This window comes from Streptomyces sp. NPDC092952 (genome assembly GCF_044754785.1).
Classification (GTDB): Bacteria; Actinomycetota; Actinomycetes; order Streptomycetales; family Streptomycetaceae; genus Streptomyces.
This window is the reverse complement of sequence record NZ_JBIVPT010000005.1, coordinates 521,120-546,562: the sequence shown is the minus strand read 5'-3', so window position 1 is coordinate 546,562 and position 25,443 is coordinate 521,120. Positions and strand designations below refer to the sequence as shown.

The following is a 25,443-nucleotide window of genomic DNA, read 5'->3' as shown; positions in this document are numbered from 1 at the left end:
GTCCTCCCGTCCCACCCTGTGGCGCATGGCACGTTGTGAGGTTTGCGGAAACGACTACGGCATGTCCTTCGAGGTGCACGCGCAGGGCGCGGTGCACGTCTTCGACTGCTTCTCCTGCGCCATTCACCGGATGGCGCCCATCTGCGAGCACTGCCGGGTCCAGATCATCGGCCAGGGCGTCGAGGTCGACGGGCACTGGTTCTGCGGGGGTCACTGCTCCCGCGCCGAGGGGCAGGTGGGCATCATCGACAAGGTCTGAACCGACAAGGTCCGAGCGGCGCCCCTCCCGCCCCGCGCCCGCTTCCCCCACCCCTGCGCACGGCGCCCCACGACGCGGTTGTACGGTCGTGGGGTGTACCGCTTCCTGTTGACCCGGCAGTGGCTGGCTCTCGCCCTGCTCGTCCTCGTCCTGATTCCCACGATGGTCGAGCTGGGCTTCTGGCAGTTGCACCGGCACGAGCACAAGGTCGCGCAGAACGCCCTGATCTCCCGCAACCTGAAGGCGAAGCCGGTCCCGGTCGCCTCGCTCACCTCCCCGGGTCACACCGTCCCGCGCTCCGACTACTGGCGGACGGTGACGGCCACCGGTACGTACGACAGCGAGCACGAGGTGGTGGTGCGCCGCCGGACCGCGGCCGACGGCCGGATCGGCGTCCATGTGCTGATCCCCTTCGACCTCAAGGGCGGCGGCACCGTCCTGGTCAACCGCGGCTGGGTGCCTTCCGCCGACAGCCAGAGCGCCTTCCCCGACGTCCCGCTCGTCCCCGAGGGCGAGGTGCGGATCACCGGACGGCTCAAGGCCGACGAGACGACCAGTGCCAGCGGCATCAAGGACATCTCCGACCTTCCGGACCGTCAGGTGATGCTGATCAACAGCGCCCAGGAGGCCGAGCGGATCTCCCGGCCGGTGTTCGGCGGCTACATCGAGCTCACCGCACCCGAGCCCCTCGGCGGCCTCCCGGAGCTGATCGAGGCGCCGGACGACGGCTCGATCGGTCCGCACATGGCGTACGCCGTGCAGTGGTGGCTCTTCGCCGCCGGTGTCCCGGTCGGTTACGTGGTCCTGGCCCGCCGCGAGAAGCGCGACCGGCTGGAGGCCGCGGCGAAGGAGGCCGCCGGGGAGCACCCCGTCGAGCCGGAGTCGCCGGAGAAGCCGGAACCCGCCACGGCCTGAGGTCCGGCCCGCCGCGCCGGTGGTGTCCGCCGGATGCCGGGCACGGCGTCCCGGCCGGGTGACCCCTGCCGTCCGGGTCTGCTTAACCGGGCGCGGCGCCGGGAACACGGCAGTACGTGACCCCACTCATCGAGGACTACGCCCTCATCGGCGATCTCCAGACGGCCGCCCTGGTCGGCAGAAACGGTTCTGTCGACTGGTTGTGCCTGCCCCGCTTCGATTCGGGTGCCTGCTTCGCCGCGCTGCTCGGCGACGAGGAGAACGGCCACTGGCGGATCGCCCCGCGCGGCGCGGAGGTCTGCACCCGGCGCGGCTACGCGGGTGAGTCCCTGGTCCTGGAGACCTTCTGGGAGACCCGCACCGGCACCGTCAAGGTCATCGACTTCATGCCGCACCGGGACAGGGAACCCGAGGTGATGCGGATCGTCGAGGGCGTCAGCGGCACCGTCGAGATGGGTTCGGTGATCCGGCTGCGCTTCGACTTCGGCTCGGTGGTGCCGTGGATGCGCCGCTCGAAGGGGCACCGGGTGGCGGTCGCCGGACCGGACTCCGCCTGGCTGCGGAGCGAACCGCCGGTCAAGACCTGGGGCCAGCAGTTCTCCACCTGTTCGTCGTTCACCGTCGCGGCGGGCGAGAAGGTGGCGTTCGTCCTGACCTGGCACCCCTCGCACTCGCCCCGCCCCGAGCTGGTCGACCCGTACGAGGCGCTGGAGACGACGCTGTCGGACTGGACCCAGTGGTCGGCGCGGTGCAGGTACCGGGGCCCCTACCGGGAGGCGGTGATCCGCTCGCTGATCACGCTGAAGGCGCTGACCTTCGGCCCGACCGGCGGCATCGTGGCGGCGCCCACCACCTCGCTGCCGGAGGAGATCGGCGGCGTACGGAACTGGGACTACCGCTTCTGCTGGCTGCGGGACTCCACCCTGACCCTGGGCGCCCTCCTCTCGGCCGGCTACCTGGAGGAGGCCGCCGCCTGGCGGGACTGGCTGCTGCGGGCGGTCGCCGGGGACCCGGCCGACCTCCAGATCATGTACGGGCTCGCGGGCGAGCGCCGGCTCCCCGAGGCGGAGCTGCCGTGGCTGGCGGGCTACGAGAACTCCGCCCCGGTCCGGATCGGCAACGCGGCGGTCCGCCAGCGCCAGCTCGACGTGTACGGGGAGGTCATCGACTCGCTGCGGCTCGCCCGCGAGGCGGGTCTGGACGACAAGCCGCACGCCTGGAACCTCCAGCTCAGTCTGCTCGGCTTCCTGGAGTCGACCTGGCGCGAACCGGACGAGGGGCTGTGGGAGATCCGCGGCCAGCGCCGGCACTTCGTGCACTCCAAGGTGATGGCCTGGGTCGCCGCCGACCGCGCCGTACGCACCCTGGAGGGCGATCCCTCGCTGTCCGGTGACGCCGACCGGTGGCGGACCATGCGGGACGCGGTGCACCGGGAGGTGTGCGAGAAGGGGTACGACCCGGTGCGCAACACCTTCACCCAGTCCTACGGCTCCCGGAACCTGGACGCCGCGACCCTGCTGATCGCCCGTTCCGGATTCCTGCCGCCGGACGACCCCCGGCTGGCCGGGACGGTCGACGCGGTCCGGGCCGAGCTGGGCCGCGGCTGCCTGTTGCGCCGCTACAGCACCGACGGCGCCTCGATCGACGGGCTGCCCGGCAGCGAAGGAGCCTTCCTGGCCTGCTCGTTCTGGCTGGCCGACGCGCTGGTCATGACCGGGCGGAAGGCGGAGGCCGAGGAACTCTTCGAGCAGTTGCTGGAGCTCCGCAACGACGTGGGGCTGCTCGCCGAGGAGTACGACACCGCCGCCCGCCGCCAGCTCGGCAACTTCCCGCAGGCGTTCAGCCACATCGGTCTGGTCGGCACCGCCATGGCGCTGGCCGGTGAGGACACCCTGGAGCCGGACGCGGCAGGATAGGGGCATGGATCTTGGACTGAAGGACCGTGTGTACATCGTCACCGGAGCGACCCGGGGGCTGGGCAACGCCACGGCGCGGGTGCTCGCCGCCGACGGCGCGAAGGTGATCGTCACCGGCCGTGACGCGGGACGCGCCGAGGAGGCCGCCGCCGAGCTGGGGCCGGACGCGGTGGGGCTGGCCGCCGACAACGCCGACCCCGACTCCGCGCGACGCCTGGTGGAGGCGGCACACGAGCGGTTCGGCCGGCTGGACGGCATTCTGATCAGCGTCGGCGGCCCGGCCCCCGGGTTCGTCGCCGACAACACCGACGAGCAGTGGCAGTCGGCCTTCGAGTCGGTGTTCCTGGGGGCGGTGCGGCTCGCCAGGGCCGCGGCGGCGGTGCTCGGCGAGGGCGGGGTGATCGGCTTCGTGCTCTCCGGTTCCGTGTACGAGCCGATCGCCGGGCTCACCATCTCCAACGGGCTCCGCCCCGGTCTCGCCGGTTTCGCCAAGTCGCTCGCCGACGAGCTGGGTCCCCGGGGCATCCGGGTGGTGGGCGTGCTCCCGGCCCGGATCGACACGGACCGGGTGCGGGAGCTGGACGCCCTGTCGGGCGACGCGGAGGCGGCCCGGGCGGCCAACTCGGCGCGGATTCCGCTGCGCCGGTACGGCACCCCGGAGGAGTTCGGCCGGACCGCGGCGTTCCTGCTGTCGCCCGCGGCCTCGTACCTAACCGGCATCATGCTGCCGGTCGACGGCGGCTCCCGGCACGGCTTCTGAGAGCCTGTCGGGTGACCTTCGACCGATGGGCGGACGCGGTCTGGTGCGTGCGATTCCAAGGCGCCGGGATCGCGCGTGCCAGGCCGCGTCCGCCAGGTCAGAGGCCGCCCGACAGGCTCTGAGCCACCGCCCGCGTGCCGGGGATGGTCAGCTCACCCGCTCGGCGCGGTGTCCGACCGCCCTCAGCCGCACCTCGGCCGGCAGCTCGGCCAGTCCCGCCGAGTCGCGGGCGTGGGCCAGCGTCTCGTCGGTGAAGCGGCCGAGCACCTCGTCCGGGGCCGCGTGCGGCTCCATCAGCAGGGCGATCCGGGCCCGTGGCGCGGACCGCCTGCCGGTCAGCGCGACCTGGGCGTGGGCCACCCCCTCCAGCGCCCCCGCCTCTGCGGCGACCGCCCCCTCCAGGGCCCGGCCGCGCAGCAGCGCCCCCTCGCCGTCGCCGCTGTCCACCAGCACCTCGGCGAGGCGGGCGCGGCGCGCCTGGGCCAGCAGCCACCACAGGGCGAGGACGACCACGACGGCGAGGACGGCGATGACCGTGGGCCACCACCAGCCCTCCCCGCGCCAGCGGTTCCGGTCGGCCACGGAGAGCAGCACGTCGCCCTTGCCCCGCCAGGGCCACCAGGACGGTACGGCGAGTCCGGTCCCGGCGGCGAGGACCGCGCCCCCGCCGCAGACCAGCACCAGGCCGGCCAGCCCGAGCAGCACCCGGTTGACGGTCCTGAGCATCGACGTCACCCCTTCTTCGCCGGTCGGCGCACCCGCACGGTCAGGCTCGACGGCCCGGCCAGCCCCAGCTCCGTGACGCCGGTCCGGAGCACGGCCTCCAGATCGGCCCGTACGTCGTCGAGTGCGCGGAAGTGCGACACGGCGTGCACCGCCGCCCGGCGCCGGCCCATCCGGACCCGCACCGACTGCACCCCGGCGATCTCGACGGCCCGGTCGCGCAGCACCAGGGCGGCGGCGGAGCGGTCGAGGGCGGCCCGGACGCCGGGGCGGTCGCGGCGCATCGGCAGCAGGGCGCGCAGGCCGGGGGTGGCGGCCAGCAGGAGCAGCCACAGACCGATCAGCACGGCGAGGGCGGCGGCACCGAGCAGCCAGGTATCGGCGAGCGGACGCTCGGCCAACTGGTCGGCGAGGACGCGGCGCCACCGCATCGCGGGGCGGCCGGCCCGTACCGACGCCACGTCGTAGAGCAGCAGCCCGCTTCCGCCGAGGACCACGAGCGCGAGGAGCGCCGCGGGGATGCGGCGCGGCGACCAGAAGCGGCCGGCCCGGCCGCCCGCCGCCCGTCGCGCGGGGGCCGGTTCACGGGCGGTGGACGAGGAGGACCGGTCGAGCTGGAGGACCTCGCCCCGCCCGGTTCCGGCCGCGTCGGGGGACGGTGTGCCGTGCCCGGGCGCTTCGGGTCCGGTCACCGGATCCACCCCCGTGCCGCGGCGCCCGCTCCGGTCGGATGCAGCCGTTCGACCTGTACGGCCACCTCGGGCACGTCCATTCCCGCCAGGGCCTCCACCCGTTCGACGACCCGGCGCCGCACCGCGCCGCACCGGGGGCCGATGTCGCAGGGGTAGCCGAGCTCCAGGCTCACCCGGACGCGGGCGGTGTCCCGGTGCACGGTGACCGTGGCACGGGGTGCGGCGCATCCCTCGGGCGGCCGGCCGACCGCCTCCTTCGCCGCCTGCGCGGCGAGCTTCGCGATCACCCGGTCGGCGATCCGGGTCTCGCCCCGCTCCCCCGCGGCGATCCGGGCGCCCGCCTCCGGCACGGCCGTCACCGCCGTCGGTCGTCGCGGTCGCGACTCCGGAAGAAGTCACCGGGCTCCAGATCGCCCTCCAGGAGGCGGCCGGCGACGAAGCCGACCGCTCCCAGGGCCGCCACCAGCAGGAAGGCCCCGAATCCGCCGAAGTACCCGGCGAATCCGAGCGCCATGCCGGCCACCATGCCGACTACCGCCATGCTCATCGTGCGCTCCTCGACTGTGCGGCTCGGCCGGACCTACTGAAGACGTGGCTCGGGCTGGTCGTCGTCATCGGGTTCGTCGGGCAGCTTCACGTCGCTGACCGCGATGTTGACCTCGACGACCTCCAGACCGGTCATCCGCTCGACGGCGGCGACCACGTTCTCCCGTACGTCACGGGCGACCTCGCCGATCGAGACGCCGTAGTCGACGACGATCTCCAGGTCGAGCGCGGTCTGGACCTCGCCGACCTCCGCCTTGACACCCCGGGTGACGGATTTGCCGCCGCCCGGTACCCGGTCGCGCATCGCGCCGAAGGTCCGGGAGAGGCCGCTGCCCATCGCGTGGACGCCGACCACGTCGCGGGCCGCCATTCCGGCGATCTTCTCGACCACCCCGTCGGAGATGGTCGTACGGCCGCGGGTGGCGGGTGCTCCCTGGCCTCGCTTGGTGAGCGGGCTCGATTCCTTGTCGGGGTTCTCGGGCCGGTTCCGCTGCGTGGTTTCGGTCATCGCCATGTTTCCCTTCAGGGCAGAATGTGCCTCTTTGCCCACACTAGGGGCGGTTGCCCGGTCGCGCGCCATGGGTGCGGCAGGCCGGGGAAGGGACGACGGGCGACGGCCCGCGCGGAGAACGCGGAACGCGGAACGGAAAGCGGAGGGCGGAAACGGGTGCGGGGCGGATCCGGAGTACGGATCCGCCCCGCGGGGCCGGTTGCGGCCGGGGTTCAGTCGGAGAGACCCGCCAGGTCGCGCAGCCGGCGGCCCTGCGCGGCGCGCTCGGCGACCCGCTGCTCCTCGTAACCGCGCGTGACGGCACCGGCCAGCAGCGCCTTGGTCTCCACCACGGCGTCGCGCGGGGCGGCCAGCAGCGCGCCCGCCAGGTCCCGGGCCGCCGCGTCCAGCTCACCGGCGGGCACCACGAGGTTGGCCAGGCCGGTGCGCCCGGCCTCCTCGGCGTGCACGAAGCGGCCGGTGGCGCAGATCTCGAGCGCGCGGGCGTACCCCACCAGGTGCACCAGGGGGTGCGTACCGGTGAGGTCGGGCACCAGGCCGAGACTGGTCTCGCGCATGGCGAACTGCACGTCCTCGGCGACGATCCGCAGGTCGCAGGCGAGGGCGAGCTGGAAGCCGGCACCGATCGCGTGCCCCTGGACGGCCGCGATCGACACGAGGTCGTTCCGGCGCCACCAGGTGAACGCCTCCTGGTACTCGGCGATGATCGCGTCGAGCTTGTCCTGCGAGCCGCGCGCCATGTCGAGGAAGGACGGCTCACCGTCGAACCCCTCGGGGGTGAACGCCTGCCGGTCCAGCCCCGCGGAGAAGGACTTGCCCTCACCACGGAGCACGACGACCCGCACACTGCCGGGCAGGGCCCGACCGGCCTCCGTCAACGCCCGCCACAGAGCGGGAGACTGGGCGTTGCGCTTGGCCGGATTGGTGAGGGTCACCGTGGCGACCGCGTCGTCGACGGTGAGTCGTACGCCGTCCTTGTCGAGCACGGGGTCGAGCGAGGTCATGGGGCGCCTCCGGATCGGTTCAGTCGGCATGCGGAGCTAAGTGACTGAACAGTAACCACCCGGTCGGCATCGCTGCCGACCGGGTGGCACCACCGAACCGATGAGCCCCGGGACGGGCCTGCGGCCTGCCCCGGCTCAGAGCCCGTCGGGGTGGACTCCGGCCGCCCGGCCAGAGGTCACCCGACGCGCTCAGGGCCGTCAGGCCGTGGTGGCCTTCTTGCCCCGTGTCGCTCCGCCGCGTCCCCGCAGCGTCACTCCGGACTCGCTGAGCATCCGGTGGACGAATCCGTAGGAGCGGCCGGTCTCTTCGGCCAACGCCCGGATGCTCGCACCGGAGTCGTACTTCTTCTTCAGGTCTGCCGCGAGCTTGTCGCGCGCGGCGCCGGTCACCCGGCTGCCCTTCTTCAGAGTCTCGGCCACCCGTGCCTCCTCATGGGAAGTGCGCTCTGGACTTCTCATGATCACCCCTCGGGGGCTTCCTGGCCAGCCATTCGGCAAGGTCCGTGCGCGCGCGTTCGCGGCCGGACGGGGGCCGGACCCGCCGGGAACCCCGTATTCCGTGGGGTTGTGGGGGCAGCCGGGACGCGGTCCGGGATGAATCGGCAGGTCAGGGCCGTCCGGGCGGTTCGGCCCGCCATACGGGTGGGCCCGGCGGGTTTCCGCCGGGCCCCGCGACCGGGTACGAGACGCCCTCACGCAGATGATGGATCACGCGTAGGCCGAATGATCCAGACAGGGGGGACCGGGCCGGGCGGCGGGCCGGATCAGGCCAGTGCGACCAGGTCCCGGTAGTCCGCGCCCCACAGGTCCTCGACCCCGTCCGGCAGCAGGATGATGCGCTCCGGCTGGAGGGCCTCGACCGCCCCCTCGTCGTGGGTGACGAGGACGACGGCGCCCTTGTACGTGCGCAGCGCGCCGAGGATCTCCTCGCGGCTGGCCGGGTCGAGGTTGTTGGTCGGCTCGTCCAGGAGCAGCACGTTGGCGGAGGAGACCACCAGGGTGGCCAGGGCGAGGCGGGTCTTCTCGCCGCCGGAGAGGACCCCGGCGGGCTTGTCGACGTCGTCGCCGGAGAAGAGGAAGGAGCCCAGCGTCTTGCGGACGTCGACGAGGTCGAGGTCGGGCGCGGCGGAGCGCATGTTCTCCAGGACCGTGCGGTCCGGGTCGAGGGTCTCGTGCTCCTGGGCGTAGTAGCCGAGCTTGAGGCCGTGGCCCTCGACGATCTTGCCGGTGTCGGGCTTCTCGGCGCCGCCGAGGAGGCGGAGCAGGGTGGTCTTGCCCGCGCCGTTGAGGCCGAGGATGACGACCCGGGAGCCCTTGTCGATGGCGAGGTCGACATCGGTGAAGATCTCCAGCGAGCCGTACGACTTGGAGAGCCCCTCCGCCATCAGGGGGGTCTTGCCGCAGGGGGCGGGCTCGGGGAAGCGGAGCTTGGCGACCTTGTCGGAGACGCGGACCGCCTCCAGCCCGGAGAGCAGCCGCTCGGCGCGCTTGGCCATGTTCTGCGCGGCAACGGTCTTGGTGGCCTTGGCACGCATCTTGTCGGCCTGGGAGTTGAGGGCCGCGGCCTTCTTCTCGGCGTTCTGCCGCTCGCGCTTGCGGCGCTTCTCGTCGGCCTCGCGCTGCTGCTGGTAGAGCTTCCAGCCCATGTTGTAGATGTCGATCTGCGAGCGGTTGGCGTCGAGGTAGAAGACCTTGTTGACCACCGTCTCGACGAGCTCGGCATCGTGGGAGATCACGATGAAGCCGCCGCGGTAGTTCTTGAGGTAGTCGCGCAGCCAGGCGATCGAGTCGGCGTCGAGGTGGTTGGTCGGCTCGTCGAGCAGCAGGATGTCGGCGTCCGAGAAGAGGATGCGGGCCAGCTCGACGCGGCGGCGCTGACCGCCGGAGAGCGTGTGGAGCGGCTGGCCGAGCACCCGGTCGGGCAGGCTGAGCGCGGCGGCGATGGTGGCGGCCTCGGCCTCGGCGGCGTATCCGCCCTTGGTGAGGAACTCCGTCTCCAGCCGCTCGTACTTCTTCATGGCCTTCTCGCGGGTGGCGCCCTTGCCGTTCGCCATCCGGTCCTCGTTCTCCCGCATCCTGCGCAGGATCTCGTCGAGGCCCCGGGCGGAGAGGATGCGGTCGCGGGCCAGCACGTCGAGGTCGCCGGTGCGGGGGTCCTGCGGGAGGTAGCCGACCTCGCCGGAGCGGGTGATCGTGCCGCCGACGGGACTGCCCTCGCCCGCGAGGCACTTGGTGAGCGTGGTCTTGCCCGCTCCGTTGCGGCCGACGAGACCGATGCGGTCGCCCTTGGCGATGCGGAAGGAGGCGGACTCGATGAGGATGCGGGCGCCGGCACGCAGCTCGACGCCGGAGGCGGTGATCACGGTAATACTCCAGGGCGGTTGGACGGCTTACGGGACGAGGGCGGAGATGTCTCGACGCCGCTAATGCACAAGGAGAATTGCCATGCGGCCATTCTACTGGCGGTGTGCAACTGCTTTTCCTCGTGCTTCCCGGCCGCTGCCGGGGGGCGGCCGTCGCGTGGCCGGAAAGGCGGCGCAGCGTGACCTGTCCGATACTCGGCGGAGGCGGGACCACAGCGCGGAGCGGAAGGCGGGGCCATGCAGTTCGACGACGACGCCGGTCTGGACACGTCCGAGGTCCAGGACGCGCGCGGCAGCCGGATCCCGGGCGGCAGGGCCACGGTGGGCGGCGGCGTCGTCGGGCTCGTCGCGCTGCTGCTGGGGCTGTTCTTCGGCCTCGGCCCCGAGGAGCTCGGGCTTTCGTCGGGCGGGCCGGCCACGGCGCCGACCTCGTCCACCGCCGCCCAGGTGGAGCGGGACTGCCGGACCGGGCGGGACGCGAACACCCGGGAGGACTGCCGGATCGTGGCGGTGGTCAACAGTGTGCAGGACTACTGGGAGCAGGAGTTCCGGCAGCGCGGAGCCGCGTACACGCCGTCCCGGACGGTCCTGTTCAGTGACCGGATCAACACCGCGTGCGGCGCCGCGAGCTCGGCGGTCGGGCCGTTCTACTGCCCCGGTGACCGGCAGGTCTATCTGGACCTGGGCTTCTTCGACGAGCTGCGGACGAAGTTCGGCTCCAGCGGCGGCCCCTTCGCCCAGGCCTATGTCGTCGCCCACGAGTACGGCCACCATGTGCAGGACCTGATGGGGACGCTCCGGCGGGCGCAGGACGGCCGGACCGGCGCGAACAGCAACGCGGTCCGGGTGGAGCTCCAGGCGGACTGCTACGCCGGGATCTGGGCCCACCACGCGACGACCACGCCCGACGCGTCGACCGGGCGCCCGCTGATCACCTCGCTGACCACGGCGGACGTCCGGGACGGGCTCGACGCGGCGGCCGCGGTCGGTGACGACCGGATCCAGGAGAAGTTCCAGGGCCGGGTCACCCCGGAGTCCTGGACGCACGGCTCGGCCGCCCAGCGTCAGCAGTGGTTCACCACCGGCTACCGCGACGGGGACCTCGCCTCCTGCGACACCTTCCGCTGAACAACGCCGGGGCGGGCCCGAGAGTGCTCGGGCCCGCCCCGGCGCGGCAGGGTCAGGCTCCGCCGGTGTGCACCTGGAACGCGGCCCGGCGCACCGCCTTGGCCAGCGCCGGGTCCGGGTGGGCGGCGGCCAGCGCCACCAGTACCTGCACGGTGCGCGGATGGCCGACGGCCCGTACCTCCTCCAGGAGGGCCGGGACCGTGCCCTGGACGGCGGAGTCGAGGTGGCGGACCAGCAGCCCGGTCTCGCCGTGGTCGGCGACGGCCGCCGCAGTGTCGACCCAGAGCCAGGTGGCCTCCTCGCGGCTGAGGACGTCGGGTGCGTCCTCGGGGTCGGTGCCGTCGTACTCGGCCAGCCAGAGCAGCGCGTAGGGGCGCAGCGAGGCGTCGGCGAGAACGGCGCGGACCTCGGGCTCGGCGGGGGCGCCCACGACCCGGAGCGCCTCGAAGGCCAGCCCGCGCAGGAGGGCGTCCTCGCCCCGGGCCACGTCGAGGAGTTCGGCGACGGCGCTGCCGACCGGGCGGGCGGCCAGCCAGGCCCGGTACTCGTCGCGGGCCGGGCCCGGGGTGAGCCTCGCGCAGCCGAGCAGCATGTCGGCGGCGGACTGCTCGATGTTCCCGGCCGGGCTCTGGGCGGCGACGCAGATCTGCTCCAGCTTGACCCAGACCGCCCAGTTGCCGAGCGGGGTGAGGGTGGCGTGTCCGGTGCCGAGGGTGAGCGCGCCGACGGCGGCCAGCCCTTCGAGGGCCCAGTCGAGCAGGGCGGCCGGGTCGGCGGGCGGGGCGGGCTCGGCCGGTCCGGGCAGGGGCTGCGGCCCGTACGGCACCTCGCAGCGCTCCTCGCGGAGTTCGGCGACGCGCTGGGCGAGCAGGTCCAGCAGGGCGGGGACGGTGACCGGGCCCGCCGAGAGCTGGAGGAGGGAGAGGACCTGGGGCACCGCCTCGACGGCCTCGGCGGCGGCCGTGGACTCCAGGCCCGCGGGCGCCGGATGGACGAGCGACCAGGCGTCGAAGAGCGCCACCCAGCCGCGGAGCACGGCGGAGTCGTCGCGGTCCCAGGCGCGCAGCCGCCAGCCGGGGCGTGCGGTGTCGCCGTGCAGTTCGACCAGGCCGGCGAGCCTGGCCCGGTCCCAGCCGGAGCGCACCTGTGCCGGGGACAGTTCGAGGGCGGCGGCGGCGCGTTGGAGCGCCTGGGCGGCCAGCGGTGGCGCGCCGGGGGTCGCGCCGTCGGCGGCCCACCGGGCGATCCGTACGGCGTCGGCGAGGGCGGCCCTGGCCTGGCGGGCCAGTTCCGACCGGGGTGGGGTGCCCTCGGGCGGGCGGGGGGCCGGCCTGGTGCGCCGGGTGGTCACGGCCTTGCGGGCGGTGGCAAGGGGTCGCGGGCGGACAAGTCGCAGCCTGGAGTCGCGCGGGTTACGGGACGTCACGGGGAGCAGTCTTGCCCCTGACGGCCCGAAAGCCCAAACGGAACCCGAATTCCCGGGGCGGCGATCCCGGTCCGGGCCTGGGACAATGAGGGGTTTTCCCCCTCCCATCCGGTCACATCGAGGGGGTCCGGGGGCGCCTGACGGATCTCGCGCCGGGCGGACCGGAAGCCCCCGTCCGGGGCCGGTGCGCGGGGAGGGCGGGCCGCCCTCCCCGGCCGGGTCACATCAGGGGGACCAGGAAGCGGCGCAGGGTCTCCTCGTAGCGGGCCGGGTCGGCGTTCCACATCGCCGCGTGCGGTGCCTGCGGGACGGTGTGCAGGGCGATCAGGTCGGGGCGGCGGGCGGCGAGGTCGCGGGTCGGCCGCCAGGGGGCGAGCTGGTCGTCCGGGCCGTGGAAGACCAGGGTGGGGGCGCGCAGGGACCGGGCGACGGACTCGTCCAGCAGCCGGCCGCCGTGCAGCCCGGTCTGGCCCTCGGCGGCGCGCTGCGCGAGCGGCAGCAGGAAGGCCGGGACGCCGCGGGCGACGGCCAGGGCGCGCAGGGTGGCGGTCCAGTCCAGGACCGGGGAGTCCAGGACGAGCCCGGAGATCCGGTCGCGCAGGGCGGAGTCGACGGCCGCGTGCAGCGCCATCGAGGCGCCGGTGGACCAGCCGTGCAGGACGACGTCGCGGGCGCCGCGGCGCACGGCGAAGCGGATCGCCGCGTCCAGGTCGCGCCATTCGGATTCGCCGAGGTGGACCAGGCCGTCGGGCGAGCGCGGGGCCCCGGCGTCGCCGCGGTAGGCGAGGTCGAGCACGGGCAGCCGCAGCCCGTTCAGGAAGCCCATGAGTTTCATGGGGTGTTCCCGGGTGGTGCCGAGGCCGTGCACGGTGATGACCCAGGTGTCGCGGGGGCCGGGCAGGAACCAGGCGGGCAGGGCGCCGAGTTCGCCGGGGATCTCGACCTCCTCGTACGCGAGGCCGAGGGCGCGGGAGGGGTCGCCGCTGAACAGCTGCGGGGTCACCCGGACCTTGTCGCCGGGCTCCAGGGTGCCCCGGTCCACGCGTTCCAGCCGGCGGACGACGGTGTCGGGGGCGGAGTGGGCGTTCTCGATCACCGGCCCGACCACGGCGTGGACGTCGTCCCCGACCAGTCCGTACGTGCCGGGGCGCAGGGCGGTGAAGGAGCGGGTGAGGGTGACCTGGCCGGCCGCCGTGGCGTGGACGGTGAGCCGGCGGTCGGCGGGGAGCGGGCGCCCCGCGGGGGCCCGCAGGGCGACGTCGCTGGCGTACCGGCCGGCCGCGACCGCCGCCGCGCCGGCGCCGAGGACCGTGGTGACGGCTGCTGCCGTGATCGTTGCCGGGCGCACGGCCCCAGTCTCGTGGCGGCGGGGGCGCGCTGCCAGCGGACGGGGCCGTGCGCTGGGCCGGTCGGGTCAGCCCGGCTGTCCGTATCCCTTGAGCGCCTCGCCCACCTCGTCCAGCTGGTCCGGGGTGAGCAGGCTCGGGGTGTGTCCGGGGACGGAGCTCGCGGCGAGCCAGAGGCGGCAGAGCCATTCGAGCTGGGCGGTCCGGTCGTACGCCTGGTCCAGGGTGGCCCCGTAGGTGACGGTGCCGTGGTTGCGGAGCAGGCAGCCGGTGCGGTCCCGGAGCGCGGTGAGCATGTACTCGGCCAGTTCGGGGGTGCCGTAGCGGGCGTAGGCGGCGACGCGGACGGGGCCGCCGAGCATGGCGGCGGCGTAGTGGACCGGGGGGATCTCGGCGACGAGGGTGGAGACGGCCGTGGCGTGCACCGCGTGGGTGTGGACGACGGCGGCGGCGTCCGTGTTCCGGTAGACGGCGAGGTGGAGCGGGAGTTCGCTGGTCGGGACCAGGTCGCCGAAGAGGCGGTTGCCTTCCGGATCGACGCCCACGGCGTCCTCGGGGCGCAGCCGGTCGTAGGGCACTCCGCTGGGGGTGACCAGGATGGTGGAGCCGACCCGGGCCGACACGTTCCCCGACGTCCCGACGACGAGCCCTTCGACCGCCGTCCGCCGCGCGGTGGCGACGACCCCGTCCCAGGCCTGTCCGATCGCGTCGCGTTGCTGATCGCTCATGCGCCGAAGCTGATCGCTCATGTGCAGATCCTGTCAGCCCTGGGGAGCGATGGGTACACGGCCGGGCGGACCGAGGCCTTCCACTCTTCCGGGGGAACGCGCCCCGAGCAGAAACGGAACGCTGTGACTCCGGTTGGAGTCACCACAGTGCCCTCCCCAGTTCATCTTCCGTTTACCCAGGTTGCCTACGGTCCACATGCCAATGACGTCGAACGATTGCCTGGGTAAATGGAACACATCACGCTGCTCCTCGCGATTGTGATCGTGACAGCTCTAGTGTTCGATTTCACGAACGGTTTCCACGACACCGCGAACGCGATGGCGACCACCATCTCGACCGGTGCACTCAGACCGAAGACCGCGGTGGCCATGTCCGCCGTTCTCAATCTCGTCGGCGCGTTCCTGTCGGTGGAGGTCGCCAAGACGATCTCCGGCGGGATCGTCAACGAGGACGGGTTGCGCACAGAAGTGATCTTCGCGGCACTCGTCGGCGCCATCCTGTGGAATCTGCTGACCTGGCTGGTCGGGCTGCCCTCCAGCTCGTCGCACGCCCTGTTCGGCGGCCTGATCGGCGCGGCCGTGATGTCGGCGGGCTGGTCGTCGGTCAACGGCGGCACCGTCGTCACCAAGGTGCTGCTCCCCGCGGTCGCCGCCCCGATCGTCGCCGGTCTCGCCGCGCTGCTGGCCACCCGGCTGACGTACCGGATCGGCGGGAAGATCCGCGACGAGGCCCAGGAGAAGGCCACCGCCAAGGGCTACCGGGCCGGCCAGATCGCCTCGGCCGGGCTGGTCTCCCTCGCCCACGGCACCAACGACGCGCAGAAGACCATGGGCATCATCACGCTGGCCCTGGTCACCGGCGGGGTCCTGCACCCCGGGGCCAACCCGCCGGTCTGGGTGATCGTCTCCGCCGGTCTGGCCATCGCGCTCGGCACCTACCTGGGCGGCTGGCGCATCATCCGCACCATGGGCAGCGGCCTCACCGACCTCAAGCCGCCGCAGGGCTTCGCCGCCCAGACCAGCGCGGCCACGGTCATCCTGGCCTCCTCGCACCTCGGCTTCTCGCTCTCCACCACGCAGTCGTGCTCCGGCGCCGTGATGGGCGCGGGCCTCGGCCGCCAGGGCGGTGTGGTCCGCTGGTCCACCGCCACCCGGATGTTCGTCGCCTGGGGCCTGACCCTGCCGGCCGCCGGTCTGGTCGGCGCGGGCGCGGAGCTGCTCACCAAGCAGGGCACCTGGGGCGTCGTCGTCGTCGCGGCCCTGCTGATCCTGGGCTCCGGCTCGATCTGGCTGCTCTCCCGCCGCAAGCCGGTCGGCCACGACGACGTCGCCCCGGCGGGCGCCGAGGCCCCGGCCCCGGTCCCCGCCGAGCCCGCCGGTGTCGTCACCACGGCCATCGCCGCCGTCAGCCCGCCGCCCACCACCGCGGCCCAGGCCGCCGCCCCGGCCGCGGTCGTCGTGACCGCCGTCCCGGTCACGCCCAAGGCCCCTCAGGACCCGGCGCAGCCCGCCGCCGTCTGACCGGTCCCGCACCGACCGTCTAAGGAATCAGCATGAAAATCGACTGGGCAGCCCTCGGCTCCGTCTTCGGTGTCTCCCTCGTGGTCACCGTCGCGCTGGTGGGCCTCTTCACCCTGGGCATCGTCGGCCTCTCCAAGCAGGCCGAACCGGCGGCGCAGGGCGGCTCCGGCGGCTCGCCGCTGCTGGCCCGCGCCGGCGCGTACGCCTGCTTCGCGCTCTGCGCGGCGGCCGTCGGGTACGGCATCTTCCTGATCGTCGCCTGACCCGCCCCGCGCGCCCCGCATCGGGCCGGACACCCCCGGGTGTCCGGCCCGATGTGCGTCTCAGCACACTGCCCCGCCGCAGGTCAACGGCAGGTTGACGGGCCTTCGCGGGGCATGGTGGACTGCCGGAGCCAATTACGGCGACAGCAGAGGAAGCCGGTGCGAATCCGGCGCGGTCCCGCCACTGTCACCGGGGAGCGGTCCCCCACACCGGACGTCACGGCGCGCGCGAGCGGGCTGGAAGGCCGGGGGCCCCGCGGATCCGGGAGCCAGGAGACTCTCGTCGCCGGTCACGTCGAACCAGGGCGCGGACCCTGAGTGAGGACATATCGCCATGCCCGGCCGCCGTGCGCCCGCCGTCCCAGGCCCCGATGCCTTCCGTACGAGAGTCCGCCGCGGCGCGACGGCCGGCTGAGCCGTGCGAGCCGACCGCATCTTCGCGTACGGCGCCACCGCCGGTCTCCTCGGCGACCTGCTGCTCGGTGACCCCCGCAGGGGCCACCCGGTCGCCGCCTTCGGGCGGGCCGCGGCGGGCGTCGAGCGCCGCCTGTGGCACGACCACCGCGGCTGGGGCGCGCTGCACACCCTGATCTGCGCCGGAGCCGCCGTGGGCGGCGGTGCGCTGGCCGCCCGCGCGGTACGCCGCAGCCCCGCCGCCTCCGTGGCGCTGACCGCCGCCACCACCTGGTCCGTCGTCGGCGGCACCTCCCTGGGCCGGGAGGCGCGGGCCATCGGCGGCGCGCTGGAGGCCGGTGACATCGCCCTGGCCCGGGAGCGGCTGCCGCATCTGTGCGGGCGCGACCCGCAGTCCCTGGACGGGCCGCGGATCGCCCGCGCCGTGGTGGAGTCCGTGGCGGAGAACACCTCGGACGCCGTGGTCGGCGCCCTGGTGTGGGGAGCGGTGGGCGGGGTCCCCGGGCTGGCCGGGTTCCGGGCCGTCAACACCCTCGACGCCATGGTCGGCCACAGGTCGCCGCGGCTGCGCCGCTACGGCTGGGCCTCGGCCCGCCTCGACGACCTCGCGGGCTGGCCCGGCGCCCGGCTCACCGCCCTGCTCGCGGTGGCCGCCGGGGGACGCCCCCGGGACGCGCTGCACGCCTGGCGGGCCGACGCCGCCAAGCACCCCAGCCCGAACGCGGGCCCGGTGGAGGCCGCGTTCGCCGGGGCGCTCGGCGTACGGCTGGGCGGGACCCTCGCGTACGGCGGCCGGGTCGAGCACCGCCCGGTGCTCAACGGGGAGCGCGGCCGGGCCGTGGAGGGCGCGGACATCGAACGCGCGGTGCGGCTGTCGCGGCGGGTCGGCGCGCTGGCCCTCGGCGTGTGCGTGGCGGGGCGGCTCGGCGCCGGCCTCGCCGCACGACGGATCGCCGCTCGGCGGACCGGTACCGGACGGAGGAGCGCATGAGCGGCGGACTGCTGGTCGCCGGAACCACCTCGGACGCGGGCAAGAGCGTCGTCACCGCGGGCATCTGCCGCTGGCTGGTGCGCCGGGGCGTGAAGGTCGCGCCCTTCAAGGCGCAGAACATGTCGTTGAACTCGTTCGTCACCCGCGAGGGCGCCGAGATCGGGCGCGCCCAGGCCATGCAGGCCCAGGCCGCCCGCGTCGAGCCGACCGCGCTGATGAACCCGGTCCTGCTGAAGCCCGGCGGCGACCGCTCCAGCCAGGTCGTCCTGATGGGGAAGCCGGTCGGCGAGATGAGCGCGCGCGGCTACCACGGCGGCCGCCAGGAGGCCCTGTTCGGCACGGTCACCGACTGCCTGGAGCAACTGCGGGCCACGTACGACGCGGTGATCTGCGAGGGGGCGGGCAGCCCGGCCGAGATCAACCTGCGGCGCACCGACATCGTGAACATGGGCATCGCGCGGGCGGCGGACTTCCCGGTGGTGGTGGTCGGCGACATCGACCGGGGCGGCGTCTTCGCGTCGTTCTTCGGTACGACGGCGCTGCTGGCCCCCGAGGACCAGGCGCTGGTCGCGGGCTACCTGGTGAACAAGTTCCGCGGTGACGTGTCGCTGCTGGAGCCCGGTCTGGACATGCTGCGCGGGCTGACCGGGCGGCCGACGTACGGGGTGCTGCCCTTCGCCCACGGGCTCGGCATCGACGAGGAGGACGGGCTGCGGGTCTCGCTGCGCGGGGCCGTGCGCGAGTCGGCCGTCGCGCCGCCGCACGGCGAGGACGTGCTGCGGGTCGCGGTGTGCGCGGTGCCGCTGATGTCGAACTTCACGGACGTGGACGCGCTGGCCGCCGAGCCCGGGGTCGTCGTCCGGTTCGTGGACCGGGCCGAGGAGCTGTCCGACGCCGACCTGGTCGTGGTGCCCGGCACCCGGGGCACGGTGAAGGCGCTGGCCTGGCTGCGGGAGCGCGGCCTCGCCGACGCGCTGGCGCGGCGCGCGGCCGCGGGCCGGCCGGTCCTCGGCATCTGCGGCGGCTTCCAGCTGCTGGGCGAGCGCATCGAGGACGAGGTGGAGTCCCGGGCCGGCCGGGTCGAGGGCCTCGGCCTGCTGCCCGTGCGCGTCCGCTTCGACCGGGAGAAGACCCTGGCCCGGCCGGTCGGCGAGGCGCTCGGCGCGCCCGTGGAGGGGTACGAGATCCACCACGGGGTGGCGGACGTGCTCGGCGGCGAGCCGTTCCTGGACGGCTGCCGGGTGGGGGCGGTGTGGGGCACCCACTGGCACGGCTCGCTGGAGAGCGACGCGTTCCGCCGCCGCTTCCTGGCCGAGGTGGCACGGGCCGCGGGCCGGCGTTTCGTCCCCGCCCCCGACACCTCCTTCGGCGCGCTGCGCGAGGAGCAGCTGGACCGGCTCGGCGACCTGATCGAGGAGCACGCCGACACCGACGCGCTGCTCCGGCTCATCGAGTCGGGCGCGCCGCCGGGGCTCCCGTTCGTCCCGCCCGGGGCGCCCGGCGGCGCCCGGCCCCATGTCCGTACATCCGCAGAAGACGCAGGAGGGACCGCCCAGTGAGTACGCATTTCCCGTTCACCGCCGTCGTCGGGCAGCAGGACCTGCAGCTCGCCCTGTTGCTCAACTCCGTCTCGCCGGCCATCGGCGGGGTGCTGGTACGGGGCGAGAAGGGCACCGCGAAGAGCACCGCCGTACGCGCGCTGTCGGCGCTGCTGCCGCCGGTGGACGTCGTGTCGGGGTGCCGGTTCTCCTGCGACCCGGCGGCGGCCGATCCGGCGTGTCCGGACGGCCCGCACGAGCCGGGGGCCGGTGTGCCGCGGGACGCCCGGATGGTGGAGCTGCCGGTCGGCGCGTCGGAGGACCGGCTCGTGGGGGCGCTCGACATCGAGCGGGCGCTCGCCGAGGGCGTGAAGGCGTTCGAGCCGGGGCTGCTGGCCGACGCGCACCGGGGCATCCTCTACGTCGACGAGGTCAACCTGCTCCACGACCACCTGGTGGACCTGCTGCTGGACGCGGCCGCCATGGGCGCGTCGTACGTGGAGCGGGAGGGCGTCTCGGTCCGGCACGCGGCGCGTTTCCTGCTGGTCGGGACGATGAACCCGGAGGAGGGCGAGCTGCGGCCGCAGCTGCTGGACCGGTTCGGGCTGACCGTGGAGGTCGCCGCGTCCCGGGAGACCGGCCAGCGGGTCGAGGTGGTGCGGCGGCGGCTGGCGTACGACGACGACCCGGCGGGTTTCGCGGCCGGCTGGGCCGGTGAGGAGGAGGCGCTGCGGGCGAGGATCGCCGCCGCGCGGGCGCTGCTGCCCGCGGTGGTCCTCGGCGACGCGCCGCTGCGGCAGATCGCCGCGACCTGCGCCGCCTTCGAGGTCGACGGGATGCGCGCGGACATCGTGATGGCGCGGACGGCCACGGCGCTGGCCGCCTGGGCGGGGCGTACGGAGGTGCTCGCCGAGGACGTGCGGCAGGCGGCGCTGCTCGCCCTCCCGCACCGGCGGCGGCGCAACCCCTTCGACGCGCCGGGGCTCGACGAGGACAAGCTGGACGACACGCTGGAGCAGAACGGCGGGGACGACGACCCGGACCCGGACGGCCCCGGCGGTGGCGGCCGGCCGCCGCAGGACGACGGCCCCGGCACGCCGCCGGACCCCGGGCGGGGTGCCGACGACACGCCCGACCCCTCCGTACCGGAGCAGGACCGGGGCCGCGAACAGGGCCAGGAGCAGGGCCGGCCGTCCGGGGGCGGCGAGCAGCGCCCGGTGGGCGCCACCGAGCCGTTCCGTACGAAGATGCTGAGCGTCCCCGGCCTGGGCGAGGGTGCGGCGGGGCGGCGCTCCCGGGCCCGTACCGAGCACGGGCGCACCACCGGCGCGCGACGCCCGGAGGGTGCCCTGACCAAGCTGCACCTGGCCGCGACGGTCCAGGCCGCCGCCCCGCACCAGCGGGCGCGCGGCCGGTCGGGGCGCGGGCTGGTGGTCCGGCGGGACGATCTGCGGCAGGCGACGCGGGAGGGGCGCGAGGGGAACCTGGTGCTCTTCGTGGTCGACGCCTCCGGGTCGATGGCGGCCCGGCAGCGGATGGCGGCCGTGAAGGGCGCGGTGCTGTCGCTGCTGCTCGACGCTTACCAGCGGCGGGACAAGGTCGGGCTGGTCACCTTCCGGGGCCGGGACGCCGAGCTGGTGCTGCCGCCGACGTCGTCGGTGGACGCGGCGGCGGCCCGGCTGGAGCTGCTGCCGACCGGTGGGCGCACCCCGGTCGCGGCCGGGCTGCTGAAGGCCCATGAGGTGCTGCGGGTGGAGCGGCTGCGCGATCCCTCGCGCCGTCCGCTGCTGGTCGTGGTGACCGACGGGCGGGCGACCGGGGGCCCCGGGCCGGTGGCGCTGGCGTCCCGGGCGGCGCGGCTGCACGCCGCGGAGGGCGTCGCGTCGGTCGTCGTGGACTGCGAGTCGGGGCCGGTGCGGCTCGGGCTCGCGGCCGAGCTGGCCCGGGATCTCGGCGGCACCGCCGTGACCCTGGACGAGCTGCGGGCCGACGCGATCACCGGACTCGTCAAGGGCGTCCGGGAAGCGGGCAAGAGGGACATCACCAGGAGGGCCGCGTAATGCCGCAGGGACAGCCGACCACCGTGCCGGACGACGGGCTCACCACCCGTCAGCGCCGCAACCGGCCGCTGCTGATGGTGCACACCGGCATCGGCAAGGGGAAGTCGACGGCGGCCTTCGGGATGGCGCTGCGCGCCTGGAACCAGGGCTGGCCCGTCGGGGTCTTCCAGTTCGTCAAGTCGGCGAAGTGGAAGGTCGGCGAGGAGAACGCGCTGAAGGTCCTCGGAGCGAGTGGCGAGGGCGGCTCCGTCGCCTGGCACAAGATGGGCGAGGGCTGGTCGTGGGTCCAGCGCGACGGCCAGCTGGACAACGAGGAGGCGGCGCGCGAGGGCTGGGAGCAGATCAAGCGCGACCTGGCCGCCGAGACGTACCGGCTGTACGTCCTCGACGAGTTCGCGTACCCGCTGCACTGGGGGTGGGTCGACACCGCCGAGGTGGTCGAGGTGCTGCGCGCCCGTCCCGGCAACCAGCACGTGGTGATCACCGGCCGCAACGCGCCGCCCGAGCTGCTGGACGCGGCGGATCTGGTGACCGAGATGTCCAAGGTCAAGCACCCGATGGACGCCGGTCAGAAGGGTCAGCGGGGCATCGAATGGTGAGCTCCACCCCGGGGGTCCCCCGGTGAACGTGCCACGTCTGGTGATCGCCGCGCCCGCCTCGGGCAGCGGCAAGACCACCGTCGCGACGGGGCTGATGGCGGCCTTCGCGGGGCGCGGCCTGGCCGTCTCCCCGCACAAGGTCGGTCCCGACTACATCGACCCCGGCTACCACACACTGGCCACCGGGCGGCCGGGGCGCAATCTCGACGCCTACATGTGCGGCCCCGGCCTGGTCGCCCCGCTGTTCGCGCACGGGGCGGCCGGGTGCGACCTGGCGGTGGTCGAGGGCGTGATGGGGCTGTACGACGGGGCGTCGGGCCAGGGCGAACTGGCGTCGACCGCCCAGGTTTCGAAGCTGCTGCGGGCGCCCGTGGTGCTGGTCGTCGACGCGTCCTCGCAGTCCCGGTCGGTGGCGGCGCTGGTGCACGGCTTCGCGTCGTGGGACCCGCGGGTGCGGATCGGCGGGGTGATCCTCAACAAGGTGGGTTCGCAGCGCCACGAGGAGCTGCTGCGGGACGCGCTGGACGAGTCGGGGCTGCCGGTGCTGGGGGTGCTGCGGCGGGCCGAGGGGGTGGCGGTGCCCTCGCGCCACCTGGGGCTGGTGCCGGTGGCCGAGCGGCGCGGCGACGCGGTGGGCGCGGTCGGGGCGATGCGCGAGCAGGTGGAGGCGGGGTGCGACCTGGAGGCGCTGATGGCGCTGGCCCGGTCCGCGCCCCCGCTGCCGGACGGGGGATGGGACGCGGCGGAGGCGGTCGGCAGCCGCGGCGGTCCGGTCGTCGGGCGGGGCGGGGCGGCCCCGGTGGTCGCGGTGGCCTCCGGTGCGGCGTTCACCTTCTCGTACGCCGAGAACACCGAGCTGCTGGCCGCCGCCGGGGCCGAGGTCGTGCCGTTCGACCCGCTGCGCGACGAGAAGCTGCCCGAGGGGACCCGGGGGCTGGTCGTCGGCGGGGGCTTCCCCGAGGTGTACGCGGCCGAGCTGTCGGCCAACGCGGCACTGCGGGAGGCCGTCGCGGGGCTCGCCGGGTCCGGGGCGCCGGTGGCGGCCGAGTGCGCGGGGCTGCTGTACCTGGCGCGTTCGCTGGACGGCCTGCCGATGTGCGGCGTCCTGGACGCGGAGGCCCGGATGTCGAAGCGGCTGACGCTGGGCTACCGGGAGGCGGTGGCGGTCTCGGACAGCGTGCTGGCGGCGCCCGGCACCCGGGTGCGGGGCCACGAGTTCCACCGCACCGTGCTGGAGCCGGGCGCCGGTCCCGAACCGGCCTGGGGCATGCACCTGCCGGAGCGGCGCGTCGAGGGCTTCGTACGGGGCGGGGTGCACGCCAGCTATCTGCACACGCACTGGGCCCCGGAGCCGGGGATGGCCCGCCGGTTCGTCGAGCGGTGCGCGAGGTGACGGGCGGACGCTCAGTCCGCCAGGCCCACCACCAGCCAGATGAAGCCCACCCCGGCCACCGTGCACAGCAGGGTGGAGCGGGCCGGGTGCTCGTGGTGCGCCTCGGGAAGGATCTCGGCGGCGGCCAGATAGAGCAGGGCGCCGCCGAAGAAGCCGAGATAGCAGCCGAGGAGTTCCGCCGGAAGGGTGAACAGCAGGGTCGTCGCGGCACCGGCCATCGGCGCCAGGGCGTCCGCGAACAGCATGAGCAGGGCCTTGCGGCGGGCGTTCCCGTACAGGCTGGTGATCGTGTACGTGTTGAAGCCGTCGGCGAAGTCGTGGGTGATGACGGCGAGCGCCACGGTGGCGCCCATGCCGGCGCCCACCTGGAAGGCGGCGCCGAGCGCGACGCCGTCCATCAGGCTGTGGCCGACCATCGCGGCCGCCGCCGTGAGCCCGACCTGCGGCACCCGTTCCTCGCCCGCGCCGTGCGCCGCCCGGCGCACCGCGAGCAGCCGCTCGACGAGATGGGCGACGAGGAAGCCCCCGACGAAGAGCAGCAGGGCGGCCGGCACCCCGAAGACGGGCCCGCCCGCCGCCTCGACCGCCTCCGGCAGCAGGTCCAGGCCGACCACGCCGAGCATCAGCCCGCCGGCGAACCCGAGCACCAGATGGCGGCGGTCGGTGACGCGCTGGGCCACCCAGCCGCCCAGCAGGGTCATCAGGAACGCGCCGAACGCGACGAACACCGCCATGGGCTCTTGCTAGCCGATCACCCCCGGTACGCGCATCTCAGCGCCGCCTGATCCCCGCCCCGGATCTCCCGCCCCTTCCGAGAGGAACCGTTCCATGTCCGAAGCCGTCGGCGCCGCCGCGGTGTTGCCGTCCGCGCCGCTCACCGTCGGGGTCGGCGCCTCCCGGGGCGCGCCCGCCGAGGAGATCCTCGGGCTGGTCCGGGACGCCCTGCGGGAGGCCGGGCTCTCCCCGCTGGGCGTCACGGAGCTGGCGACCGTGGACAGCAAGGCGCAGGAGCCGGGCATCGTCGCCGCTGCGCAGGCGCTCGGGGTGCCGTTGCGTACGTATCCGGCCGAGGAGCTGGCCCGGGTCGCGGTGGACGGCCGGTCCGGTGCGGCGCTGGCCGCCGTGGGGACGGCCTCGGTGGCGGAGGCCGCCGCGCTCGTGGCGGGGGGCGAGCTGCTGGTGCCGAAGCGGAAGTCGGCGCCCCGGGGTCGGGTGCCGATGGCGACCTGCGCGGTGGCCCGCCGCGCCCCGGACGCCGCCCCGTACGGCACCGCGCCGGACCCGCACGATCTGCGTCACCACGGCGACGCGGAGGTACGGGGCGAGGACCTGACCGATCTCGCCGTCAACGTACGGGCCGGCACTCCCCCGGTCTGGCTGCGGGAGCGGATCGCCGCGTCGCTGGCCTCGCTGGCCGCGTACCCGGACGGCCGGGCGGCGCGGGCGGCGGTGGCGGCCCGGCACGGGCTGCCGGTGGAGCGGACGCTGCTGACCTCGGGGGCGGCGGAGGCGTTCGTGCTGCTGGCGCGGGCGCTGCCGGTGCGCCGCCCGGTGGTGGTCCATCCGCAGTTCACCGAGCCGGAGGCGGCGCTGCGTGCGGCCGGGCACCGGGTGGAGCGGGTGCTGCTGCGGGCCGGGGACGGCTTCCGGCTGGACCCCTCGGCGGTGCCCGAGGAGGCGGATCTGGTGGTGGTCGGCAATCCGACCAATCCCACCTCGGTGCTGCATCCGGCGGCGCTGCTGGAGCGGCTGGCCCGGCCCGGCCGGTTCCTGGTGGTCGACGAGGCGTTCATGGACGCGGTGCCGGGCGAGAGGGAAGCACTCGCGGGGCGCATGGACATCCCGGGGCTGGTGGTGCTGCGGAGCCTCACCAAGACCTGGGGGCTCGCGGGGCTGCGGATCGGCTACGTACTGGCGGAGCCGGGGACCGTCCGCGTGCTGGCACGGGCGCAGCCGCTGTGGCCGGTGTCGGCCCCGGCGCTGACGGCCGCCGAGGCGTGCGTGGAGCCGCGGGCCCTGGCGGAGGCGGCGGAGGCGGCGGAACGGATCGCGGTGGACCGGGACCATCTGGTGGCGGGGCTGCGGGGCGTCGACGGGGTGCGGGTGGTGGAACCGGCCGAGGGGCCGTTCGTCCTGCTGCGGCTGGAGCGGGCGGCCGAGGTGCGGGAGCGGCTGCGGGCGCTGGGCTTCGCGGCGCGGCGCGGTGACACGTTCCCCGGGCTCGGCCCCGAGTGGCTGCGGCTGGCGGTGCGGGACCGGGCCACCACCGACCGCTTCCTCGCGGCGTTCGGCCGGGCGGTGCGGATGCCGGGCGCGGCGGCGGGCTGAGGGGCCGCCGCGCCCGGTG

At 74.7% G+C, this 25,443-nt stretch carries 25 protein-coding genes and 1 riboswitch; of the genes, 13 read left to right on the top strand and 12 right to left on the bottom strand.

Annotated elements, in window-relative coordinates; all coding sequences use genetic code 11:
* The first annotated feature begins 25 nt into the window (after positions 1-25).
* From ACIQGQ_RS16480 to ACIQGQ_RS16465, 4 genes are all read left to right on the top strand, one after another.
* The gene (locus ACIQGQ_RS16480; RefSeq protein WP_352280294.1) at positions 26-259 is read left to right on the top strand and encodes a hypothetical protein; all 234 of its coding nucleotides are present in this window, start codon (positions 26-28) and stop codon (positions 257-259) included.
* A 93-nt stretch (positions 260-352) separates the two neighbouring features.
* The gene (locus ACIQGQ_RS16475) at positions 353-1,174 is read left to right on the top strand and encodes an SURF1 family protein (protein WP_402395922.1); all 822 of its coding nucleotides are present in this window, start codon (positions 353-355) and stop codon (positions 1,172-1,174) included.
* A 116-nt stretch (positions 1,175-1,290) separates the two neighbouring features.
* On the top strand, positions 1,291-3,090 hold the full coding sequence (locus ACIQGQ_RS16470) for a glycoside hydrolase family 15 protein (protein ID WP_402395919.1): 1,800 nt from the start codon (positions 1,291-1,293) through the stop codon (positions 3,088-3,090).
* 4 nt (positions 3,091-3,094) lie between these two features.
* Complete coding sequence (locus ACIQGQ_RS16465) at positions 3,095-3,850, top strand: SDR family oxidoreductase (RefSeq protein ID WP_402395917.1); 756 nt, start codon at positions 3,095-3,097, stop codon at positions 3,848-3,850.
* 147 nt (positions 3,851-3,997) lie between these two features.
* Here the strand turns inward: ACIQGQ_RS16465 and amaP are convergent, their stop codons facing one another.
* From amaP to ACIQGQ_RS16425, 8 genes are all read right to left on the bottom strand, one after another.
* Entirely contained in the window at positions 3,998-4,576 is a 579-nt protein-coding gene (gene amaP / locus ACIQGQ_RS16460; RefSeq protein WP_402395914.1) for an alkaline shock response membrane anchor protein AmaP, read from the bottom strand.
* A 5-nt stretch (positions 4,577-4,581) separates the two neighbouring features.
* Positions 4,582-5,265, bottom strand: coding sequence for a DUF6286 domain-containing protein (locus ACIQGQ_RS16455; RefSeq protein ID WP_402395911.1), 684 nt, complete (start codon positions 5,263-5,265; stop codon positions 4,582-4,584).
* Positions 5,262-5,615 (bottom strand): hypothetical protein, encoded by a 354-nt coding sequence (locus tag ACIQGQ_RS16450; RefSeq protein ID WP_402396054.1) that lies wholly within the window; start codon positions 5,613-5,615, stop codon positions 5,262-5,264. The genes ACIQGQ_RS16455 and ACIQGQ_RS16450 overlap by 4 nt, the downstream gene beginning before the upstream one ends.
* 5 nt (positions 5,616-5,620) lie before the next feature.
* Entirely contained in the window at positions 5,621-5,812 is a 192-nt protein-coding gene (locus tag ACIQGQ_RS16445) for a hypothetical protein (RefSeq protein ID WP_366299715.1), read from the bottom strand.
* A gap of 33 nt (positions 5,813-5,845) precedes the next feature.
* Positions 5,846-6,319, bottom strand: coding sequence for an Asp23/Gls24 family envelope stress response protein (locus tag ACIQGQ_RS16440; protein WP_366299717.1), 474 nt, complete (start codon positions 6,317-6,319; stop codon positions 5,846-5,848).
* Positions 6,320-6,534: 215 nt separating this feature from the next.
* Positions 6,535-7,326, bottom strand: a complete 792-nt coding sequence (locus tag ACIQGQ_RS16435) for an enoyl-CoA hydratase/isomerase family protein (RefSeq protein ID WP_402395906.1) — start codon at positions 7,324-7,326, stop codon at positions 6,535-6,537.
* Positions 7,327-7,524: 198 nt separating this feature from the next.
* A complete protein-coding gene (locus tag ACIQGQ_RS16430) occupies positions 7,525-7,746 on the bottom strand; it encodes a helix-turn-helix domain-containing protein (protein WP_010987827.1) in 222 nt (73 codons plus the stop codon).
* A gap of 344 nt (positions 7,747-8,090) precedes the next feature.
* The gene (locus tag ACIQGQ_RS16425; RefSeq protein WP_402395904.1) at positions 8,091-9,689 is read right to left on the bottom strand and encodes an ABC-F family ATP-binding cassette domain-containing protein; all 1,599 of its coding nucleotides are present in this window, start codon (positions 9,687-9,689) and stop codon (positions 8,091-8,093) included.
* Between the two features lie 237 nt (positions 9,690-9,926).
* Here ACIQGQ_RS16425 and ACIQGQ_RS16420 point away from each other — a divergent pair, with 237 nt between their 5' ends.
* Positions 9,927-10,817: a neutral zinc metallopeptidase gene (locus ACIQGQ_RS16420; protein ID WP_402395901.1), complete on the top strand. Its 891-nt coding sequence runs from the start codon at positions 9,927-9,929 to the stop codon at positions 10,815-10,817.
* Between the two features lie 52 nt (positions 10,818-10,869).
* On the opposite strand, the gene ACIQGQ_RS16415 is transcribed toward ACIQGQ_RS16420, so the two are convergent.
* The 3 genes from ACIQGQ_RS16415 to ACIQGQ_RS16405 form a co-directional block, all read right to left on the bottom strand.
* Positions 10,870-12,168, bottom strand: a complete 1,299-nt coding sequence (locus ACIQGQ_RS16415; RefSeq protein WP_402396052.1) for a hypothetical protein — start codon at positions 12,166-12,168, stop codon at positions 10,870-10,872.
* A 295-nt stretch (positions 12,169-12,463) separates the two neighbouring features.
* Positions 12,464-13,591 (bottom strand): alpha/beta hydrolase, encoded by a 1,128-nt coding sequence (locus ACIQGQ_RS16410; protein ID WP_402395898.1) that lies wholly within the window; start codon positions 13,589-13,591, stop codon positions 12,464-12,466.
* 66 nt (positions 13,592-13,657) lie between these two features.
* A complete protein-coding gene (locus ACIQGQ_RS16405; protein ID WP_402396048.1) occupies positions 13,658-14,317 on the bottom strand; it encodes a class II aldolase/adducin family protein in 660 nt (219 codons plus the stop codon).
* A gap of 228 nt (positions 14,318-14,545) precedes the next feature.
* Here ACIQGQ_RS16405 and ACIQGQ_RS16400 point away from each other — a divergent pair, with 228 nt between their 5' ends.
* The 7 genes from ACIQGQ_RS16400 (at position 14,546) to ACIQGQ_RS16370 (ending at position 23,096) form a co-directional block, all read left to right on the top strand.
* Positions 14,546-15,838, top strand: coding sequence for an anion permease (locus tag ACIQGQ_RS16400; protein WP_402395895.1), 1,293 nt, complete (start codon positions 14,546-14,548; stop codon positions 15,836-15,838).
* 32 nt (positions 15,839-15,870) lie between these two features.
* On the top strand, positions 15,871-16,101 hold the full coding sequence (locus ACIQGQ_RS16395; RefSeq protein WP_366298874.1) for a hypothetical protein: 231 nt from the start codon (positions 15,871-15,873) through the stop codon (positions 16,099-16,101).
* A gap of 148 nt (positions 16,102-16,249) precedes the next feature.
* A riboswitch (cobalamin riboswitch) is annotated at positions 16,250-16,381 on the top strand.
* Positions 16,382-16,519: 138 nt separating this feature from the next.
* Entirely contained in the window at positions 16,520-17,506 is a 987-nt protein-coding gene (locus tag ACIQGQ_RS16390) for a cobalamin biosynthesis protein (RefSeq protein ID WP_402395892.1), read from the top strand.
* Positions 17,503-19,065: a cobyric acid synthase gene (locus ACIQGQ_RS16385; protein WP_402395889.1), complete on the top strand. Its 1,563-nt coding sequence runs from the start codon at positions 17,503-17,505 to the stop codon at positions 19,063-19,065. The genes ACIQGQ_RS16390 and ACIQGQ_RS16385 overlap by 4 nt, the downstream gene beginning before the upstream one ends.
* On the top strand, positions 19,062-21,104 hold the full coding sequence (locus tag ACIQGQ_RS16380) for a putative cobaltochelatase (RefSeq protein ID WP_402395887.1): 2,043 nt from the start codon (positions 19,062-19,064) through the stop codon (positions 21,102-21,104). Before ACIQGQ_RS16385 ends, ACIQGQ_RS16380 begins: the two co-directional genes overlap by 4 nt.
* Complete coding sequence (gene cobO, locus ACIQGQ_RS16375; RefSeq protein ID WP_402395884.1) at positions 21,104-21,703, top strand: cob(I)yrinic acid a,c-diamide adenosyltransferase; 600 nt, start codon at positions 21,104-21,106, stop codon at positions 21,701-21,703. Before ACIQGQ_RS16380 ends, cobO begins: the two co-directional genes overlap by 1 nt.
* A 22-nt stretch (positions 21,704-21,725) precedes the next feature.
* Positions 21,726-23,096, top strand: coding sequence for a cobyrinate a,c-diamide synthase (locus ACIQGQ_RS16370; protein ID WP_402395881.1), 1,371 nt, complete (start codon positions 21,726-21,728; stop codon positions 23,094-23,096).
* Positions 23,097-23,107: 11 nt separating this feature from the next.
* Here ACIQGQ_RS16370 and ACIQGQ_RS16365 read toward each other — a convergent pair whose 3' ends face one another.
* Positions 23,108-23,830 carry a ZIP family metal transporter gene (locus ACIQGQ_RS16365; protein WP_402395878.1) on the bottom strand — a complete coding sequence of 241 codons (723 nt, stop codon included), beginning with the start codon at positions 23,828-23,830 and terminating at the stop codon, positions 23,108-23,110.
* Positions 23,831-23,924: 94 nt separating this feature from the next.
* Between ACIQGQ_RS16365 and cobC the strand changes: the two genes are divergently transcribed.
* On the top strand, positions 23,925-25,424 hold the full coding sequence (cobC, locus tag ACIQGQ_RS16360; protein ID WP_402395875.1) for an Rv2231c family pyridoxal phosphate-dependent protein CobC: 1,500 nt from the start codon (positions 23,925-23,927) through the stop codon (positions 25,422-25,424).
* Positions 25,425-25,443: the final 19 nt, after the last annotated feature.